The sequence below is a fragment of the Actinomadura fibrosa genome (genome assembly GCF_900659615.1).
Lineage (GTDB): Bacteria > Actinomycetota > Actinomycetes > Streptosporangiales > Streptosporangiaceae > Spirillospora > Spirillospora fibrosa.
The window spans coordinates 1-18402 of record NZ_CAACUY010000002.1 but is presented as its reverse complement, the minus strand read 5'-3'; the positions used below and the strand labels follow the sequence as shown (position 1 = coordinate 18402).

The window sequence follows — 18402 nt, the reverse complement described above, 5'->3', positions numbered from 1 at the left end:
TCCGCACCCACGCTTGGCAGGAGCACCGTCACGGGGGTGGGGGTGTCCCGCCACGCCCCCACCGAGTCCGCGCGAGAGCGTCCCGGGTGCCGCGTCCATGTTCCAGACGCCTTGTGCTTGAGTCTCCAGTGACTGGACACCGCAAGGTGGGGGCATGGGCCGCGGTACGACCTGGCCGCGGTTACAGGGCGGGGGCGGCGGCGTGGCGGGGGCGGCGCCAGCGGCTCAGCGCGACGACGTCCTCCGCGCCGTCGAGGACCCCGCCGGCCGGGTCGTCCGCGCCGTCCTGCCGGACGACGTCACTGGACGGACGCAGGACGTCCCACACCACCAGGGCCGCCAGCGCCAGGACGGTCAGGAAGCGCGCCAGCAGAGCGATCGAGTACACGTCCTGGCTGATCCCGCCCTCGGGGGCGTCGAGGCTCAGCACCGCCGACAGCGTGCCGGACAGGTCGGCGCCGGGGGTCTGGCCCGACACCGACAGCAGGTACCACCAGATGCCGAAGAAGTAGACGATCTCCCCGAGCTGCCACACCACGAAGGCCGGCAGCTTCGGCCGGGCCAGCGCCGCGAGGGGGAGGAGCCACAGCACGTACTGCGGCGACCAGACCTTGTTGGGCAGCATGAACGCGACCAGGACCAGGAACATCAGCTGCGGCAGCCGCGGGCGGCGCGGCGCGGCCAGCGCGAGCACGGCGATGCCGGCCGCGAGGACCAGGAACGTTCCGGTGCCGAGCATGTTGAGGCGGTCGGTGTCGTCCAGCCCGGTGACGCCCTGGTCCTGGAGGAAGAAGAAGATCGAGCCCCAGTCGACGCCGCGTTTCTGGCTGAAGGTGTAGAACTCCTTCCAGCCGTCCCAGGCGAAGAGCATCACGGGAAGGTTGACGAGCAGCCACGCGCCGGCCGTCCCGGCGAGCAGCCGGCCCATGGCACGCCACTGGCCGGCCCGGGCGCACAGCAGCACGAGCGGTCCGAGGAACAGCAGCGGGTAGAACTTCGCCGCGATCGCCAGCCCGAGGAACGCGCCCGCGAGGGCCGGGCGGCGGCGCGACCAGGCGGCCAGCGCGACCGCCGACAGCGCGACCGCGAGCAGGTCCCAGTTGATGTAGGCGGTGAGGAGCAGCGCCGGGGACAGCGCCACCATCAGGCCGGTCCGCAGCGAGCGCCGTCCCGCGGCGTAGGCGGTGGCGAGGACCGCGACGACGGCCAGCAGCGCGAGCAGCAGCGCGGTGACGTTGTAGAAGGCGAGCCCGCGCCCGTCCACGCCGAACGGCCGGACGAGCCACGCGACGGCCTGCATGAAGCCGCCGCTCAGCACCGGGTACTCGACGTAGTGGATGTCGGATCCGGTGAGCGCGTCGAAGTACGGGACCTTCCCGTCGTTCAGCCCGCGCACGTAGTAGAGCGGGTAGACGTCGGTGTAGCAGGCCCGCGTCGTCGTCTTGAGGAAGTCGAAGCTGACGGATGCGCAGGGCTGCTTCTGGAGCCAGCCGAGGAGGCACACCAGGGCGGTGACGCCCGCGAGGACCGGTGCCAGCCGGGCCGGGCGCCCGTGTTCGCTCACCGCGTCGCTGCCGGTCTCCACGGCGGACATCGGGAGCCTTTCCGAAGACGACGACATGGACAGAAGACTATTGGTCACCCGGACACCGATAGACCGGACACGAGGCCTTGCCGGATACGGACCGGAAACGGGAACGGCCCGGAGCCGCCGCGGGCTCCGGGCCGTTCCACCGGGTGCCGGGTGTTCTCCCGGCTTTCCTCAGTTCCTCGGGTTCGGGGGGTCCTCTTCCTTGCAGCGCGGGTCGTCCTGATGGCCCTTGGCGCACCACCAGCTGATGTCGCCCGACGACGGCGGTATGTCCGGGTTGCACCCGGCCGGCCTGCCGAACATGTCACAGGGCACGTTGCTCGGCGGCGTCGGCGTCGACGAGGTCGGCGGCTCGGGCGTCTTCGACTGGCACGGCTTGCCCTGCACGGCGTTTCGGCTCTGCTGCCCGGCCGGCGTGCAGGTCGGGGTGTTGGTCACGCTCGGCGTGGGGGACGTGGTCGGCTTGGGCTGCGACGCGGCCCACGGCGCGATGCTGCCGACGTTGGCCGGGGGGCCGAACTGCGAGATCGGCTTGCCCTCCAGCGCCTTCGTCATGAACATCTTGAACAGGTCGGCGGGGACGGTGCCACCGTAGACCTGGTTGTAGCCGCCGACGCCGATGAGCGACTCCCGGGTGTTGCCCACCTGCCGCCACATCGCCACGGACGTGGAGAGCTCCGGCGTGTAGCCGACGAACCAGGCGGACTTGTTCTCGTCGGTCGTACCGGTCTTACCGGCGACCGGGCGGGCGCCGAGGTTGGCGCGCGTACCGGTACCGGACGTGACCACGGCCCGCATCGCGGACGTGGCGTCCCGGGCGACGCCCTCGGAGAAGACCTGCTTGGGCGTCTCCCAGGGCAGCTTCTTGAGCAGCTTGCCCGCGTCCGTCTTGACCGGCCCGCCCTCCTTGGTCGTGATCTTGGAGATCACGTGCGCGGCGCGGTGCTTGCCCTCGGCGGCGAACGTCGAGTACACCGAGGCCATCGTGACCGAGCTCGCGTCGATGACACCGAGCGGGAGGCTGGTGTAGCCCTTCTTGAGGTTCGGGGTCTTCTCCGGGATGCCCATCTTCACGGCCATCTCGGCGACGTTGTCGAGCCCGACCTTCTGGCCGAGGTCGACGTAGGCCGTGTTGATCGACAGCGCCGTCATCTCCTTGAGGTCGTAGACCCCGTTCTCCCTGCGGCTGTCGTTGGTGAAGGCCGTTCCGGCGATGACGCGGCGGTAGCTGCCGTCCATCGGCGTCTTCAGGCTGACGCCCTTGTCGAGCGCGGTCGCCAGGACGATCGGCTTGAACGACGAGCCCGGCTGGACGGCGCCCTGAAAGGAGTCGTCGTACTGCTGCGTCTTGTAGTTCGGACCGCCGTACGCGGCGACGACCCCGCCGGTCTTCGGGTCGACCGCGGTGAGCCCGAAGCGGATCTGCTTGTTCAGGTTGTACTGCTTCTTGATCTGGTTGACCGCGGTGGCGGTGTAGTTCTGCAGGTCCTTGTCGAACGTCGTGGTGATCCGCAGGCCCTCGGTCTCCACGCGCGTCCGGCTGATCCCGAGCGACTCCAGCTCGTTCAGCACCCGCTCCTGGAGGTAGCCGGTCTGGGAACCGCCGCCGACGTCGCTCCACGTCTTCTGCGTCTTCGGGAACTTCGCCGCCGCCCGCTTCTGCGGAGTGATCCAGCCCTCCGCCTGCATCCCGTCCAAGACGTAGTTCCAGCGGGAGATGAGCGCCTTCTTCGCCGGGTCGGTGTCGGGACCGTAGGAGTGGAAGTAGCTCGGCCGCTGGATCATCGCGGCGAGCACCGCGGCCTGCGCCTCGTCGAGCTCCTTCACGGGCTTGTGGAAGTAGGCGAGCGAGGCGGCCTGGATGCCGTACGACTGGCGGCCGAAGGGCACGGTGTTCAGGTAGAGCTCAAGGACCTGCTCCTTCTTCAGCTCCTTGCCGGCCCGGATGGAGATGAAGATCTCCTTGAACTTCCGGCTGAGGCTGCGCTCCTGGCTGAGCCCCGCCCAGTAGTTCCGCGCGAGCTGCTGCGTGATCGTCGAACCGCCCTCGACGTCGCCGCCGGTCGCGGTCTTGAACACCGCGCGGGTGACGCCCTTGGGTGAGATGCCCGGCTCATGCCAGAAGTTACGGTCCTCGGCGGCGAGCACGGCGTTCTGCACGTGCTTCGGGATCTCCGACAGCTTGACGCTCTGCCGGTTGAAGCCGTACCGGGCGAGGGTCGTGCCGTCGCGGTAGTTGATGATCGACGCCTGCTTCGTGGCGTCGGCCTGCGCCTCGCTGGGGATCGGCGTGCTGTTGTACGCGACGATCACCAGGGTCGCCATGCCGAGGATCCCGACCGTGATGACCCCGGTCACGATCTTCCAGTTCGGAACGTACTTCCGCCAGCCGGTCTTCTCCGGCTTGTCGGCACGCTTGCCGCGCCGTCCACGGCTGCCGTCCCCGGGCCCTCCCGGACCACCGGGACCGCGACCGCCCCTGCCGCCGGGACCGCCCGGACCACCTGGGCCCCCAGGACCACCCGGGCCGCCCGGGCCGCCCGGACCACCGGGGCCGCCCGGCCGTCCGGGGCCCGGTGGACCGGTCCGCACAGCGCCCGGAGGACGACGGCGCGTGCCGGGGGCACCGGGCGCACCGCCCGGCGCACCGGCGGGCGGCATACCACTCGGCACACCCGGTCGCGGCGCGCCGGGACGGGGCGCGCCCGTCCGCGGCGGACCCGCGCCCCTTCCCCCTGGTCTAGCGCCGGGACGGGGGGCCGCACGGCCGGGCATGGGCGAACCGGCCGGGTTCCCGCGCTGCGCGCCGGGCACGCCCGAAGAGGCGGGACGGGGCCCGCCCCGAGGCGCACCCCGCCTACCGGGGCTCTCTCCGTAGTCAGGTCCGTATCGGCTTGGGTTACTCACGCGACCTCATCAACTGGGGTACGGCTGTGCGTCGTCCGAGCGTACTGCGAGGGCGGAGACGCGGGGGGCTGAGGAGCAGAGTCCGCCCGCCCCACAAGGGACGAACGTACTCGATCATGCCGATTGGTCATGACCTGTCCTCCGCGGACGCCGCTCATTCGGATTCCCTCGCCGGCGGAAGGAGCGGGACGAGCCCGTCGAGGTTCGGCCGGTTGGGTCCGCCGTTGCCCCGGCAGAGCCCCGGGTCCCGGTGGATGCTGCACCACCATCCCGGCGGCGGGTTGCTCGGCGGCTTGTTCGGGTCGCAGTTGCCGTCCGGGAACGGCGACTGGCACGGCGGCTTGTCCCCGCCGTCGCCGCCGTCACCGTCGTCGCCGTCCTGGCAGCGCGGGTCGAACTTGCCGATCGGCTTGTCGCACCACGGCGGCTTGCCGTCGCCCTTCTCCTTCTTGGGCGGCGGCTTGGCCCACTGCTGCACGATGCCGCCCCACACGGGCGCCGGGAACGCCTCGGGGCTCATCCCCCGCGTCGCGTCCGCCATGTAGGCCCGCCAGATGCGCGCCGGGATCGTCCCGCCCTGGACCTCGCCGAGACCGTCGATGATCAGCGACTTCTTCTTCCCGTCCGGGCCGACCGCGTCGTTGTACATCGTGACCGCGGTCGAGACCTGCGGGACGTACCCGACGAACCACGTCGCCACGTTGCGGTCGGTGGTGCCGGTCTTGCCGGCCGCGGGACGCCCGTCCGGCAGCGCGGCCGCCGTCGCCGTCCCGCCCTTGATCACCTGCTGCATCGCGTACGTGGCGTCCGCCGCGACCTTCCCGTCGAACACGCGGTGGGACTCGTACTTCGGCTTCAGCCGCACCGTCTTGTTGTCGGTCATCTTGACCGTGCGGATCACGTGCGGCTGGTGGTAGACGCCGCCGTTGGCGAAGGTCGCGTACCCGGCGGCCTGCTCGATCGGACGGATGTTGTTGACGCCGAGCGCGAGGTTGAGGCAGCAGGAGTGCGGCTTCAGCAGGTCGGACGCGATGCCGGCGTCCGTCTCGGTCTTGATGACCTCCTGGATGCCGACCTTGCCCATCAGCTGGATGAACGCGGTGTTCACCGAGTCCTGTGTCGCCTTGACGAGGTTGATCGCCGGGCCCTCGTTGTGGCTGTTCGGGACGACGACGGCGCCCGGCGTCCCCTTCGCCACGACGTTGCCGTTCGCGTCGAGCGGCGTGTTCGAGCGTCCCTCGACGAGGCTCTTCAGGCTGTAGTTCTGCTTCAGCGCGGTCGCCAGCACGTACGGCTTCATCGCCGACCCCGCCTGCGCCGACCCCTGCCACACGTTGTCGAACGCCTGCGACAGGTAGTTCGGGCCGCCGTAGAACGCGACGACCTCGCCGTTGGCGGTGTTCACCGACACCAGCCCGACGCGGATCTTCTTCTTCGCCAGCCTGCCGGGCTTCACCTGCGGCACGGTGTTCTCGGCCGCCTGCCTGGCCTGCGCCATCTTCTTGCGGTCGAACGTCGTGTAGACCCGCAGGCCCTTGGTCGTCAGCTCCGTGTTGTCGATCCCGAGCCGCCCGAGCTCCAGCTTCGCGCGCATCAGCATGTAGCCGCGCTGCCCGCCGTAGAGCTGGTTCCCGGTGCCCGCCTCATGGATCTTGGGCAGCTTCGCCTTGTACCGCTCGGCGTCGGCCTTGCTGAGCTTGCCCATGGAGACGAGGCCGTTGAGCGTGTACTGGTACCGCGCGGTCACGTACTGCTGGTTGGCCTTCTCACCGGGGTCGCGGTTCGGGTTCTGGATGATCCCGCCGAGGACGGCCGCCTGGTCGGGCGTGAGCCTCCACACGTCCTTCCCGAAGTACTCCCGGGACGCCGCCTGGACGCCGTAGGTGTCGCGGCCGAAGTAGATGGTGTTCAGGTAGAGCTTGAGGATCTCGTTCTTGGAGTACCGGTCCTCCAGCTTCAGCGAGATGAACAGCTCCTTGAACTTCCGGTCCATGGTCCGGTTGTTCGGGTCGGAGTAGTAGTTCTTCGCGAGCTGCTGCGTGATCGTCGAGCCGCCGCCCGAGCCGCCCGTCAGGTTCTTCCACACCGCGCGGGTGGTGCCCTTGACCGAGAACCCGGGGTCGGTGCGGAAGCTCCGGTTCTCCGCCGCGAGCACCGCGTCCTGGACGATCGGCGGGACCTGATTCAGCTCGACGCTCTGCCGCTTCTTGCCGATCCGTCCGATCTCGGTGTTGTCGGTGTAGTAGAAGATCGACGCCTGGTCCTCGACGCCCGCAACCGTGGGCTCGACGGGGGTCGGCGTGTTCGAGTAGGCCACCCAGATCATCGTGATGAAGCCGGCGAACCCGAGCAGGCTGACACCCGCGACGAGCTTCCAGGACGGGAGGAACCGCCGCCATCCCGTCGGACGCGACCGGAGATGATCGACGACCCCCTTCTTCGTCCCCCGCGGCTTGGCCGCCCTGCGAGGCACGCCGGGCCCACCTGGGCCACCAGGCCCACCAGGACCTCCGGGGCCACCCGGACCACCGGGTCCGCCCGGGCCGCCCGGCACGCCGGGGCCCGCGGGGAAGCCGGGCCCGCTCGGGAGACCGACGCTGCCGAAGCTCGCGGGCCCGGCGCCGGGACCACCCGGCTGCCCGAACCCACCACCGGCTCCCGGCCCACCTGCCATGCCGACACCAGCGCCGCCCACGCCGGGAGCACCAGGAGCCCCCGGCATCGCATTCCCACTGGAAGACAAAGGCGCCGACCCGCCGAAGCTCGGCGCGCCAGAAGGCGACGCCGGGCCGTTCACTCCGCTCGGCGAAGCGTTGCCGTTGGAACCTGCGGGCGGCGGGCCACCGAAGTTGGACGAGCTGGGAGGGGCCGCCGGGCCATTCAGACCGCCCTGGGACGCGTCCCCGGCCGCACCCGCAGGGGGCGAGCCGCCGAAGTTGGGCGAGTTGGAGGGCGACGCGGGGCCGTTCAGTCCGCTCGGTGAGGCGTTGCCGTTGGTGGCTGCGGGCGGCGGGGCGGGGAAGCCCGGTGAGGCGGGGGGAGTCGCGGGGGTCGAGCCGCTCATCGGGGACGCGGCGTGCGCGCCTGAGGCCCTGGGCGTGCCGGGAGCCGGCGGGCCGCCTGGGAGCTTCGAGGCGTCCGGGAGGGTGGAGCCGCCCAGTGGGTCGGAGCTCGCGGGTCCGTTCGGCCCGTTGAAGTTCGGGGGGCCGCCGATCGCGTGCGCGCCGCTCACCTGTGCGCCGCTCACTCCACCCGGGACGTTGGGCAGGCCGCTCTGGCCCGGGGACGCCGACGGAGCGCCAGGAGCCGAGGGCGCCGAGGGGGAGGGAGCTCCGGGGGCGCCCATGAAGCCGGGGCTGAGCGGGTCTTCGCTCGACGGAACGCTCGGGAAGCCGGGGTTGCGCGGCGCGTCGGACGTTCCGGGGGCGCTGCCGGGGGAGCCGCTCGGGGCCGCCGGGGGCGGGCCGAAGATCGCTGTGGCGTCGCCCTCAGGGGCCGTGGCGCCCTCGCCGGGAGCGGCGGACGAGCCGAAGGCGCCCGACGTCGGGTGCCCCGCGGGCGGCGAAGCGGACGGCGACGTGGACGGCGGGGCGCCGAAGGGGCCGGGGCTCGCGGACGGGCCGGGGACGGGTCGGCCGCCGTCGGGGTTCGCAGTGCCGGACTCGCCCGCGGCGTCCGGGTCCTCCGGATCGTCCGAGCGGCCAAGGCGGGGGAGATGCTGCCCGCCCGGCCACTGCGACCCGGACTCCGGTCGGGGCTGGCTTGGATTACTCACGCGACCTCATCAACAGGGGACAACGGGTGGTTCCCGGGGCCCGAGGGGCCTTCCCTCAGACCGCAAACGACTCGTGCGCCGTCCGAAGAGTACTGTGCGGGCTGGTGAGCGGTGGGAGCGCGAACCCGGCGGCACTGCCGTTCCAGCTGGTCAACGCCCTCGGCGACGGCGCGGTCGGTGAAATCCTCCTCGTTCTCTCACCGCTCGGGGATGTCCTCCCCGTGACCGAGTACGTATGACATGGCCAAGTGGTTCCACGCGCAACTTTGACATACTTCGACCACATAGACCCGGAATTCACCGTATTCGCGGTCCATCTCGGCGAGCTCGGCGGTGGCCTTCACGCGCCCCGCGTAGCGGCCCAGTTCGTCTCCGTAGACATAGGTCACGTGCGTGAGGCGCTCGCGGGCGCAGACCGGGCACGGATGCTCGGTCGGCTCGCCGTGGTAGCGCGCGGCGCGCAGCAGGTAGGGATGCGCGTCGCACGCGTCGTCGCGCGTGAGCGCGCCCGACCTCAACTCTGCCAGGGCCGCCCTCTTCGCGAGGCCGTAATCGACCACCAGCCTCGGTCTCATGGGCGGCTCCGACCCCGCATGGCAGCAGCGTACGGTCCGTCCGCCCGGCAGGGAAGATCGCACCTTCCGGCCCGGCGGGAACGGTCCGCGGGCCGCGAGAGCTGGGGCGCGCGGGCACGGACTTGCCAGATGTGGCATGCGTACGTATCTTTGCGATGTATCGAGCCGATACATTAGCTCGATACATCAGATCGAGACATCGACTCTGCGAACGGGGAACCGGATGGCGGGCAAGAAGGGTGCGGGCGTGCTGGAGCTCGCCGTCCTCGGCCTGCTGCACGAGTCCCCGATGCACGGATACGAGCTGCGCAAGCGGCTCAACGCCCTGCTGGGCATGTTCCGCGCGTTCTCGTACGGGTCCCTCTACCCGTGCCTCAAGCAGCTCCTCACCAGCGGGCTGATCGTCGAGGACCGGCCCGAGGAGCCGAACGTGGCGCTGGCGCTGCAGAGCCGCCGGTCGAAGATCGTTTACAAGCTCACCGCCGACGGCAAGGAGCGGCTCCAGCAGCTGCTCACCGAGGCCGGCCCGGCGTCGTGGGAGGACGAGGGGTTCGGCGTGCACTTCGCCTTCTTCTCGCACACCCGCGCCGACGTGCGGCTGCGGATCCTCGAAGGCCGGCGCAGCCGGCTGGAGGAGCGGCTGGAGAGCGTGCGCGCCGCCCTGGCGCGGACCCGCGAGCGGGTCGACTCCTACACGCTCGAGCTCCAGAACCACGGGCTCGAGTCCGTCGAACGCGAGGTCCGGTGGCTCAGCGAGCTCATCGGGCGCGAGCGGGCGGAGCAGGAGCAGCAAGCACATAGATCATCATCGTTGACCAGTCAGGACATGCCTCGGGAGACGGACCGCTGAGACCGCGGTCCGGCGCCTTCGGGGTCGGGTGAAGAACACCACATGTTCCGCAGAAGAGAAGGAGCAACCGGATGGGTTCGGTGCGCGTAGCCATCGTGGGTGTGGGCAACTGCGCCTCTTCGCTCGTCCAGGGTGTCGAGTTCTACAAGGACGCGGCCCCCGAGACGCGAGTCCCCGGCCTCATGCACGTCCAGTTCGGCGACTACCACGTCGGTGACGTGGAGTTCGTGGCGGCGTTCGACGTGGACGCCAAGAAGGTCGGGATGGACCTGTCCGAGGCCATCCACGCGAGCGAGAACAACACGATCAAGTTCGCCGACGTGCCCCCGACCGGCGTGACCGTCCAGCGCGGGCACACCTTCGACGGCCTCGGCGAGTACTACCTCGACATGGTCGAGGAGTCCGGCGCCGAGCCGGTGGACGTGGTGCAGGCCCTGAAGGACGCCGAGGTCGACGTCCTGGTGTCGTACCTGCCGGTGGGCTCGGAGGAGGCCGACCGCTTCTACGCCCAGTGCGCGATCGACGCCAAGGTCGCGTTCGTGAACGCGCTGCCGGTGTTCATCGCCAGCGACCCGGAGTGGGCGCAGAAGTTCACCGAGGCGGGCGTCCCGATCGTCGGCGACGACATCAAGTCGCAGGTCGGCGCGACCATCACGCACCGCGTGATGGCCAAGCTGTTCGAGGACCGCGGTGTCGAGCTGCTGCGCACGTACCAGCTCAACTTCGGCGGCAACATGGACTTCATGAACATGCTGGAGCGCAAGCGCCTCCAGTCCAAGAAGATCTCCAAGACGCAGTCCGTGACGTCGCAGATCCCGCACGAGATGGCCAAGGCCGACGTGCACATCGGCCCGTCCGACCACGTGCCGTGGCTGGACGACCGCAAGTGGGCCTACGTCCGGCTGGAGGGCAGGTCGTTCGGCGACACGCCCCTCAACCTGGAGTACAAGCTGGAGGTCTGGGACTCCCCGAACTCCGCCGGCGTGATCATCGACGCCGTCCGCGCCGCGAAGATCGCCAAGGACCGCGGCATCGGCGGCCCGATCCTGTCGGCCAGCTCCTACTTCATGAAGTCGCCGCCGGAGCAGTACAACGACGACCAGGCGCGCGAGGCCGTGGAGAGGTTCATCCGCGGCGAGGTCGACCGCTGACCGCTCGCCGACCGCTGGTCGCGCCCGCCGGGCCGCCCGGCGCATACCGGCTGAGAGCCTGATCACAAAGTGCCCAAAGGACGCCCTGACAGTGGACATCCCCCTGTCAGGGCGTCCTTACTTCTGTAGAGCTCGTAGAGGAAAACGGTGATGTAGCGGCCGTTTGTCACGCTCTGGCCCTACTGTGACACCGCCGGTGATTGCGCGCCCGCTTCCGGGGATCCGAGTGGAGGACGTATGGCACGCGAGGTGATCAAGGTGACGGCCGGGCTCGCCGGGCTGGCCGTCGGGCTGAGCGGCTGCGGCGGCGGGGACTCCGCGCGCGGGGCGGACGGCCCGCCGCGCGACGGCGGCACGCTCCGGGTCGTCGGCTCGTCCGACGTGGAGCATCTCGACACGGCCTCGGTGGCGAGCGTCGGCGCGTACGGCCTGTCCCGGACGTACGCGCGCACGCTGTTCGGGTCGCGCGCGTCCAACGAGTTCAGCGAGACCGTCCCCGTGCAGGCGGACGTGGCGGCGCGCATCCCGACGCGCGAGAACGGCGACATCAGCAAGGACGGGCGCACCTACACCGTGCGGCTGCGCAAGGGCGTGCAGTGGAACACGCGGCCCGTCCGCCCGGTGACGGCGCACGACTTCGTCCGCGGCCTCCAGCGGCTGTGCAATCCGGCGTCGCCGTCCGCGAGCAAGGGGTACTTCACGTCCACGCTGAAGGGCATGGACGACTTCTGCCGCGGGTTCGGGGGTGTCGACGCCGCGGATCCCGCCGCGATCGCCCGGTACCAGCGCGAGCACGCCGTCGAGGGCGTCGAGGCGAAGGACGACGAGACGCTCGTGTTCCGGCTGGAGCGTCCCGCCAGCGACTTCCTCAACCTGCTCGCGCTGCCGTCCACCGCCGCCGCCCCGCAGGAGTACGACCGGTACGTGCCCGACGGCCGGGACTTCCGCCAGCACACGATCTCCGACGGGCCGTACCAGATCGCCGAGTACCGGCCGGGCCTGTCGTACCTGCTGACCCGCAACCCCGCGTGGCGGCCGGAGAGCGACCCGCTGCGCGAGCGGCACGTCGAGAAGATCCAGATCACGCTCGGCCAGGACTCGGCGGAGGCCGTCCAGCGGCAGTTGGAGCAGGGTTCGGCCGACCTCGCCTGGGACCAGCCCGTCCCGACGCAGGACGTCTCGCGGCTGCGCGACGATCCGCGGTTCGCGATCAGGGACACCCCGAGCAACAGCCCCTACCTGGTGTTCAACACGCGCAGCCCGAACAACGGCGGCGCCCTCGGCGACCGGGAGGTGCGGCGGGCGCTGGAGTACGCCGTGGACCGCAGCGCCCTCATCAAGATCGTGGGCGGGCCGTCGGTCGCGGAGCCGCTGCACACGGTGATCCCGCCGGGGAACGCGGGCTACGCGCCGGCCGACCGCTATCCGACGCCCGGCGAGTCCGGCGACCCGGCGAAGTGCCGCGAGCTGCTCGGCAAGGCGAAGCATCCGAGGCTCACGCTGAAGTTCCCGTACCGGACGAACAGCGTCCACAAGCTGATCGCGCAGTCCATCGCGCAGAACCTCGCAGCGTGCGGCGTGAAGGCGGAGCTGTCGCCCGACACCGGCGGGTCGTTCTACTCCAGCACGATCGGGACGCCCGCGAAGGCGCAGGAAGGCGTCTGGGACATCGCCGCGCCCGGCTGGACGCCCGACTGGTACGGCAACAACGGCCGGTCGATCATCCAGCCGCTGTTCGACGGCCGCACCTACGGCCCGAACTCCACCAACTACGGCGGCTATGACAACTTCCAGGTCAACGGCCTGATCGACTCCGCGCTCACCGCCCCGGACCCGGCCCGCGCGGCCGGCTACTGGCAGCTCGCCGACCAGAAGATCATGGAGGACGCCGCGATCGTGCCGCTGCTCGACCGCGCGCACACGATCTTCCGGTCGGACCGCGTGCGCGGCGCCGTGTTCCTGCCGACGGCGGCGTCCTACGACTACACGCGCCTCTGGCTGGCGGGCTGACCGTCCCGCGGAACCACTCGGCGCGGCGCGTAGGGTGACCGGGTGAGGGCCAGTGAACTGCGGGAGATCCTCCGCGGCCGGGACTTCCGGCGCCTGTACGCGACGCGGCTGACCTCGCAGCTCACCGACGGCGTCTTCCAGGTCGCGCTGGCGGGGTACGTGTTCTTCTCGCCCGAGCGGCAGTCGACGGCGGGCAAGGCCGCGGCGGCGTTCGCGGTCACGCTGCTGCCCTACTCGGCGCTCGGCCCGTTCGCCGGGGTGTTCATCGACCGCTGGCAGCGCCGGCAGATCCTGCTGTGGACGCCGGTGCTGCGCGCCGTCCTGGTGCTGCTCGTCGCGGCGCTGGTCGCGGCGGGCGAGGAGGGCGCGGGCTTCTTCGCCGCCGTCCTGCTCGTGCTCGGCGTGAACCGGTTCTTCCTCGCGGCGCTGTCGGCGGCGCTGCCGCACGTGGTGCGGCGGGAGCGGCTCGTGACGGCCAACGCGTTCGCCGTCACGTCGGGGACGGTCATCGCGTTCGCCGGCGCGGGCGCCGGCTACCTGCTGCGGCGGGTGTTCGGCGGCGGCGCGGACGGGACGGCGCTGATCCTGGCGCTCGCCGCGGTGCTCTTCCTCACGGCGGGCGGCATCGCGACGACGCTGCCCCGGCGGCTCCTCGGCCCGCACCCGTCCGACGACGGCGCACAGCGCGCGGGCGGCACGGACGCCGGCGGGGCGGCGCCCGACCGCGCGCTGCGCGAGGCGCTCGGGACCGTGCTGCACGGCCTCGCGGACGGCGCCCGGTACATCGCCGGACGGCGGCAGGCGGCCCTCGCCCTCGGCGCGATCTCGTTCCACCGGTTCCTGTACGGCGTGTTCCTGATCATGACGCTGCTGCTGTGCCGGGAGCACTTCGCGGCGGGCGCCGACGAGGGGCTCGCCACGTTCGCGTTCATGCTCGGGGTGTCCGGCGCCGGCTACTTCGCGGCGGCGCTGGTGACGCCGCCGGTGGTGCGGCGGATCAGCAAGCAGGCGTGGATCTCCTGGCTGTTCGGCGCCGCCGCGCTGAGCCTGCTCGTCCTCGGGCCGCCGTTCGGCGAGCCCGCCTGGGCCGCCGCCTCGTTCATCGTCGGCGTCGTGTCGCAGGGCGTGAAGCTGTGCGTCGACACGACCCTCCAGGAGTCCATCGACGACGCCTACCGGGGCCGGGTGTTCGCCGTGTACGACATGCTCTTCAACGCCGCGTTCGCCGCCGCCGCGGCCGCCGCGGCGACGTGGCTGCCGGCCGACGGCCGCTCCCGCCTCGTCCTCCTCGCGGTGATCGTCGCGTACGGCGCTGGGGCGGTCGGCTACCGCACCGCGACGTCCCGCGCCCGGCAGGCGGCCCCGGCCCTCCGCTGAGGCCGGCTGAGCCCCGCGCGGAGCCCTACGCCGGCGCGTGGAGGGATTCGGCGATCTCCCACATGGCCGTGGCGATGTGCCCGATCTCGTCGTCGGTGCAGACGTACGGCGGCATCGTGTAGATCAGCTTCCCGAACGGGCGGAGCCAGACGCCGTTCTCCATCGCGATCTCCTGGACGGCCGGGACGTCGACGGGTTCGCGCGCCTCGATCACGCCGATCGCGCCGAGGACGCGCACGTCGGCGACCCCGGGCAGCTCGGCGGCGCCGTCGAGGCCGCTCGTCAGCAGCGCCTCGATGGTGTCGACCTCGTCCCGCCAGTCGCGCGACAGCAGCAGGTCGATGGACGCGGAGGCGACGGCGGCGGCCAGCGGGTTCGCCATGTAGGTGGGGCCGTGCATGAGCACGCCGGCCTCGCCGGAGGTGATCCCGGAGGCGACGCGGTCGGTGCACATCGTCACGGCCATCGTCATGTAGCCGCCGGTCAGCGCCTTGCCGAGGCACATGATGTCGGGCGCGACCTCGGCGTGGTCGCAGCCCCACAGCTCGCCCGTCCGGCCGAACCCGGTGGCGATCTCGTCCAGGACGAGGAGCAGGCCGTGCTCGTCGGCGATCTCCCGGAGCGCCCGCAGGTACTCGGGCGCGTAGAAGCGCATGCCGCCCGCGCCCTGCACGATCGGCTCCACGATGATCCCGGCGAGCTCGTGGGCGTGGGCGGCGGCGAGGCGGGCGAGCTCGTCCAGGTAGGCCTGGTCGGGCTCGGCGGCGTAGCCGAGCGGCGGCGGCGGCGCGAACACGTGCCGGGCGAGGACGTCGGCGAACAGGTGGTGCATGCCGTTGACCGGGTCGCACACGGCCATGTCGCCGAAGGTGTCGCCGTGGTAGCCGCCGCGGACGGTGAGCAGCCGGTGCCGCTCGGGCCGGCCCTGCGACCGCCAGTACTGCAGCGCCATCTTGATCGCGACCTCGACGGCGACCGAGCCGGAGTCGGCGAAGAACACCTTCGTCAGCGGCTCCGGGGTGAGCGCGACGAGCCGCTCGGCCAGCCGGACCGCGGGCGGGTGCGTGAGCCCGCCGAACATCACGTGCGCCATCTTCCCGAGCTGCCCGGTGACGGCGGCGTCGAGGTCGGGGTGGCGGTAGCCGTGCACCGCGGCCCACCAGGACGACATGCCGTCGATCAGCTCGGTGCCGTCCGCGAGCGTCAGCCGGACGCCCTGCGCGGACACGACCGGCTGCGCGGGCACCGCCGCGGGCATCGGCGCGTACGGGTGCCAGATGTGCTCGGCGTCGAACGCCAGCATCCGCTCGGCCTCGTGGGGGCTCATCCGCCCCAGCCGCAGGGGGATCACGCGTCCCCGCCCTCGGTGCCGCCGTCCTCGGAACCGTCCTCGGGCGCGCCGACGCCTTCCGCGGCGGCCCAGCGGCGCAGCTCCGCGGCCGCGGCGTCCTTGCCGATGACGCCCTGGTCGAGGCGCAGTTCGAGCAAAAACCTGTACGCCTTGCCCACCAGCGGCCCCGGCCCGATGCCGAGGATCTCCTGGATCTCGTTTCCGTCGATCTCGGGACGGATCGCCGCGAGCTCCTCCTCCTGGGCGAGCCGCTCGATCCGCGCCTCCAGGTCGTCGTAGGTCCGCCGGAGCCGGTCGGCCTTGCGCCGGTTGCGCGTCGTGCAGTCGGCGCGGGTCAGCTTGTGCAGGCGGCTCAGCAGCGGCCCGGCGTCGCGCACGTACCGGCGGACGGCGGAGTCGGTCCACTCGCCGGTGCCGTAGCCGTGGAAGCGCAGGTGCAGCTCCACGAGGCGCGACACGTCCGCGACGACGTCCTTCGGGTAGCGCAGCGCGGTCAGCCGCTTGCGGGCCAGCTTGGCGCCGACGACCTCGTGGTGGTGGAAGGACACCCGGCCGCCGGGCTCGAACCGGCGCGTCCGCGGCTTGCCGATGTCGTGCAGCAGGGCCGCGAGCCGCAGGACGAGGTCGGGCCCGTCCTCCTCCTGCGCGATGGCCTGCTCCAGGACGATTAGCGAGTGCTCGTAGACGTCCTTGTGCCGGTGGTGCTCGTCGATCTCCAGCCGGAGTTTGGGCAGCTCGGGCAGGACGTGCGCGGCGAGCCCGGTGTCGACGAGCAGCGCGAGCCCCTCGCGCGGGTGGCGCCCGGAGATCAGCTTGGACAGCTCGTCGCGGATCCGCTCGGCCGAGACGATCTCGATCCGTCCGGCCATGTCCGTCATCGCCCGGACGACGTCGGGCGCGACCGTGAAGCCGAGCTGGGACGCGAACCGGGCCGCGCGCATCATCCGCAGGGGGTCGTCGCTGAAGGAGTCCTCGGGACGGCCCGGCGTCCGCAGCACCTTGCGCTGGAGGTCGGCCAGCCCGCCGAAGGGGTCGACGAACTCGTGGCCGGGGAGCCGGGCCGCCATCGCGTTGACCGCGAAGTCGCGGCGGCGGAGGTCCTCCACGAGCGAGGTGCCGTACGAGACCTCCGGCTTGCGGGACTTCGGGTCGTAGGACTCGCTGCGGTAGGTCGTGATCTCCAGCTCGACGCCCGCCTTGCGGAGGCCGACGGTGCCGAAGTCGATGCCGATCGTCCAGACGGCGTCGGCCCATCCGTCGATGAGCTCCAGGATCCGCTGCGGCGGGGCGTCGGTGGTGAGGTCGACGTCCTTGGTGGGGCGGCGGAGCAGCGCGTCGCGGACCGGGCCGCCGACGAGGGCCAGCTCGTGCCCGGCCGCGGCGAACCGGTCGCCGAGCTCGCCGGCGACGGGCGCGATCCGGCGCAGCAGCTCCGCGATCGCGGTCCGCCGGTCCGGCGAGGGGTCCGGGTTCTCGTTCTGGTTGGGCACGGCCATCGAGCGTATTTCCTTGCTAGACGGGCTGACAAAGGACTTTCGGCGCTTCGCGGGCCGCGGCGCCGGACACCTTGCGGAGCCCGCGCCGGACCGTCACGCCGCCGAAGAAGGCCGCCAGGCACTTCACATGGCGCGAACCCCGGGTTACGTTCTGGACACCCCGATGACGCCAGCGCGGCCGTCGGTGCGCCTCCCGTGGGAACAACGGTAGCGGGAGCCGGCCGGGGCGCGGTCCGCCGTACGTGCGGTGACGGCCCGTCGGGATGTTCACGCAGAGGACGAAAAGGGTTAAGTCGTCCATCTCGGGTATGTGGGGAGATCCCCCGCAGAGTGAGAAGCACGGGGGCCCAGGGAAACCAGTTCCGGGGGTGAGTGGGGGCGCGCGCGTTCCCACGAGAGGAGCCGATCATGAAGGACGCCCTTGCCATCCACCGCGCGTTGCTCGAGTGGGAGGCCGTCCACGAGATCGTGCGGCTGCCCATCGCGATGGCCCACGCCGACGAGCTCCCGAAGGCGCTGGGCCTTCCCCCGGACCGCTGCCTGGTGACCCGCGTCTACGCCTGCAACGACGTGGTCGCCGGCCACCGCTTCCTCACCGGGGTCGTCGTCGAGGCCGGCATGCGGCCGTCCGCCGAGGCCGTGCGGCTCGCGGTGGGCGCCCGGCTGATCCGCCCCGCCCGCCCCGACCTGATCAACACCGTCACCGAGTACGCGGCCAACCTCGTCTCCCCCCTGCTGCTGCCCGCGTCGATGCCGCTGCTGATCGACCGCCGCATCGTGGACGGCCTGCCCGGCGACGACGTCGTCTACACGGCGACGGGCGAGCCCTCGACGGCGCTCGGCATCCGCATCCGGTCGCTCTACGAGCTGTGCCACGCCAAACCGGTCGATCTTCACTACGTGCCGGAGGAACCCGCGGACCCGGCGGCACCGGCGCGTTCCCGGTCGGCCGCGCCCGAGTCCCGCCATCCGGTCGCCTGAGAACCCGCCCGCCACTCGTCCGTCCCGCCCGCCGGACCGCGCGGGCCGAAGATCCCGGCGGACGCGCACGTCCCGCACGCCCGCGGCCGGAGCACCGGTCGCGCGCCGGGGTGCCGGAACGCGCCGAATCCGCGTCCGGGACGGGCCGGAAGGTCTGACGGCACCGATCTCCCGACTACGATCGGGGCCGTGGTGCGGGAAATCGACGCGCGCCGTTCCGCGGCGGCCCCGGCGGGCTGCCCCCGGGCGGACGCGGCGTGAGAACGGTCGAACGCGCGGTCGCGCTGGCCGCCCTGCTGCCCTGCCTCGTGGCGGCCGCGGGCCCGGCGACGGCGGCC

11 protein-coding genes are annotated in these 18402 nt (G+C 71.7%); 5 read left to right on the top strand and 6 right to left on the bottom strand.

The features are described 5' to 3' along the window. Positions 1-181: 181 nt before the first annotated feature. The 4 genes from E1300_RS01010 to E1300_RS00995 form a co-directional block, all read right to left on the bottom strand. Complete coding sequence (locus tag E1300_RS01010; protein WP_207399412.1) at positions 182-1621, bottom strand: glycosyltransferase family 87 protein; 1440 nt, start codon at positions 1619-1621, stop codon at positions 182-184. 141 nt (positions 1622-1762) lie between these two features. Continuing rightward, entirely contained in the window at positions 1763-3949 is a 2187-nt protein-coding gene (locus tag E1300_RS01005) for a transglycosylase domain-containing protein (protein WP_242618871.1), read from the bottom strand. A gap of 703 nt (positions 3950-4652) precedes the next feature. Then, a complete protein-coding gene (locus E1300_RS01000; RefSeq protein ID WP_131754933.1) occupies positions 4653-6971 on the bottom strand; it encodes a transglycosylase domain-containing protein in 2319 nt (772 codons plus the stop codon). Between the two features lie 1499 nt (positions 6972-8470). After that, positions 8471-8848: a DUF5318 family protein gene (locus tag E1300_RS00995; protein ID WP_131754932.1), complete on the bottom strand. Its 378-nt coding sequence runs from the start codon at positions 8846-8848 to the stop codon at positions 8471-8473. Between the two features lie 223 nt (positions 8849-9071). Here E1300_RS00995 and E1300_RS00990 point away from each other — a divergent pair, with 223 nt between their 5' ends. The 4 genes from E1300_RS00990 to E1300_RS00975 all read left to right on the top strand — a co-directional run bounded on the left by E1300_RS00990 (position 9072) and on the right by E1300_RS00975 (position 14236). Further along, positions 9072-9698: a PadR family transcriptional regulator gene (locus E1300_RS00990; protein ID WP_131754931.1), complete on the top strand. Its 627-nt coding sequence runs from the start codon at positions 9072-9074 to the stop codon at positions 9696-9698. 71 nt (positions 9699-9769) lie between these two features. Beyond that, the gene (locus tag E1300_RS00985) at positions 9770-10849 is read left to right on the top strand and encodes an inositol-3-phosphate synthase (protein WP_131754930.1); all 1080 of its coding nucleotides are present in this window, start codon (positions 9770-9772) and stop codon (positions 10847-10849) included. A gap of 237 nt (positions 10850-11086) precedes the next feature. After that, complete coding sequence (locus tag E1300_RS00980) at positions 11087-12859, top strand: ABC transporter substrate-binding protein (protein WP_131754929.1); 1773 nt, start codon at positions 11087-11089, stop codon at positions 12857-12859. A 42-nt stretch (positions 12860-12901) separates the two neighbouring features. Continuing rightward, positions 12902-14236: an MFS transporter gene (locus tag E1300_RS00975; RefSeq protein ID WP_131754928.1), complete on the top strand. Its 1335-nt coding sequence runs from the start codon at positions 12902-12904 to the stop codon at positions 14234-14236. Between the two features lie 25 nt (positions 14237-14261). Here the strand turns inward: E1300_RS00975 and E1300_RS00970 are convergent, their stop codons facing one another. Further along, entirely contained in the window at positions 14262-15563 is a 1302-nt protein-coding gene (locus tag E1300_RS00970) for an adenosylmethionine--8-amino-7-oxononanoate transaminase (RefSeq protein ID WP_131754927.1), read from the bottom strand. A 20-nt stretch (positions 15564-15583) separates the two neighbouring features. After that, entirely contained in the window at positions 15584-17083 is a 1500-nt protein-coding gene (locus tag E1300_RS00965) for a CCA tRNA nucleotidyltransferase (RefSeq protein ID WP_131754926.1), read from the bottom strand. A gap of 408 nt (positions 17084-17491) precedes the next feature. Between E1300_RS00965 and E1300_RS00960 the strand changes: the two genes are divergently transcribed. Beyond that, positions 17492-18064: an aminoacyl-tRNA deacylase gene (locus E1300_RS00960; RefSeq protein ID WP_131754925.1), complete on the top strand. Its 573-nt coding sequence runs from the start codon at positions 17492-17494 to the stop codon at positions 18062-18064. The last annotated feature ends 338 nt before the right edge of the window (positions 18065-18402 follow it).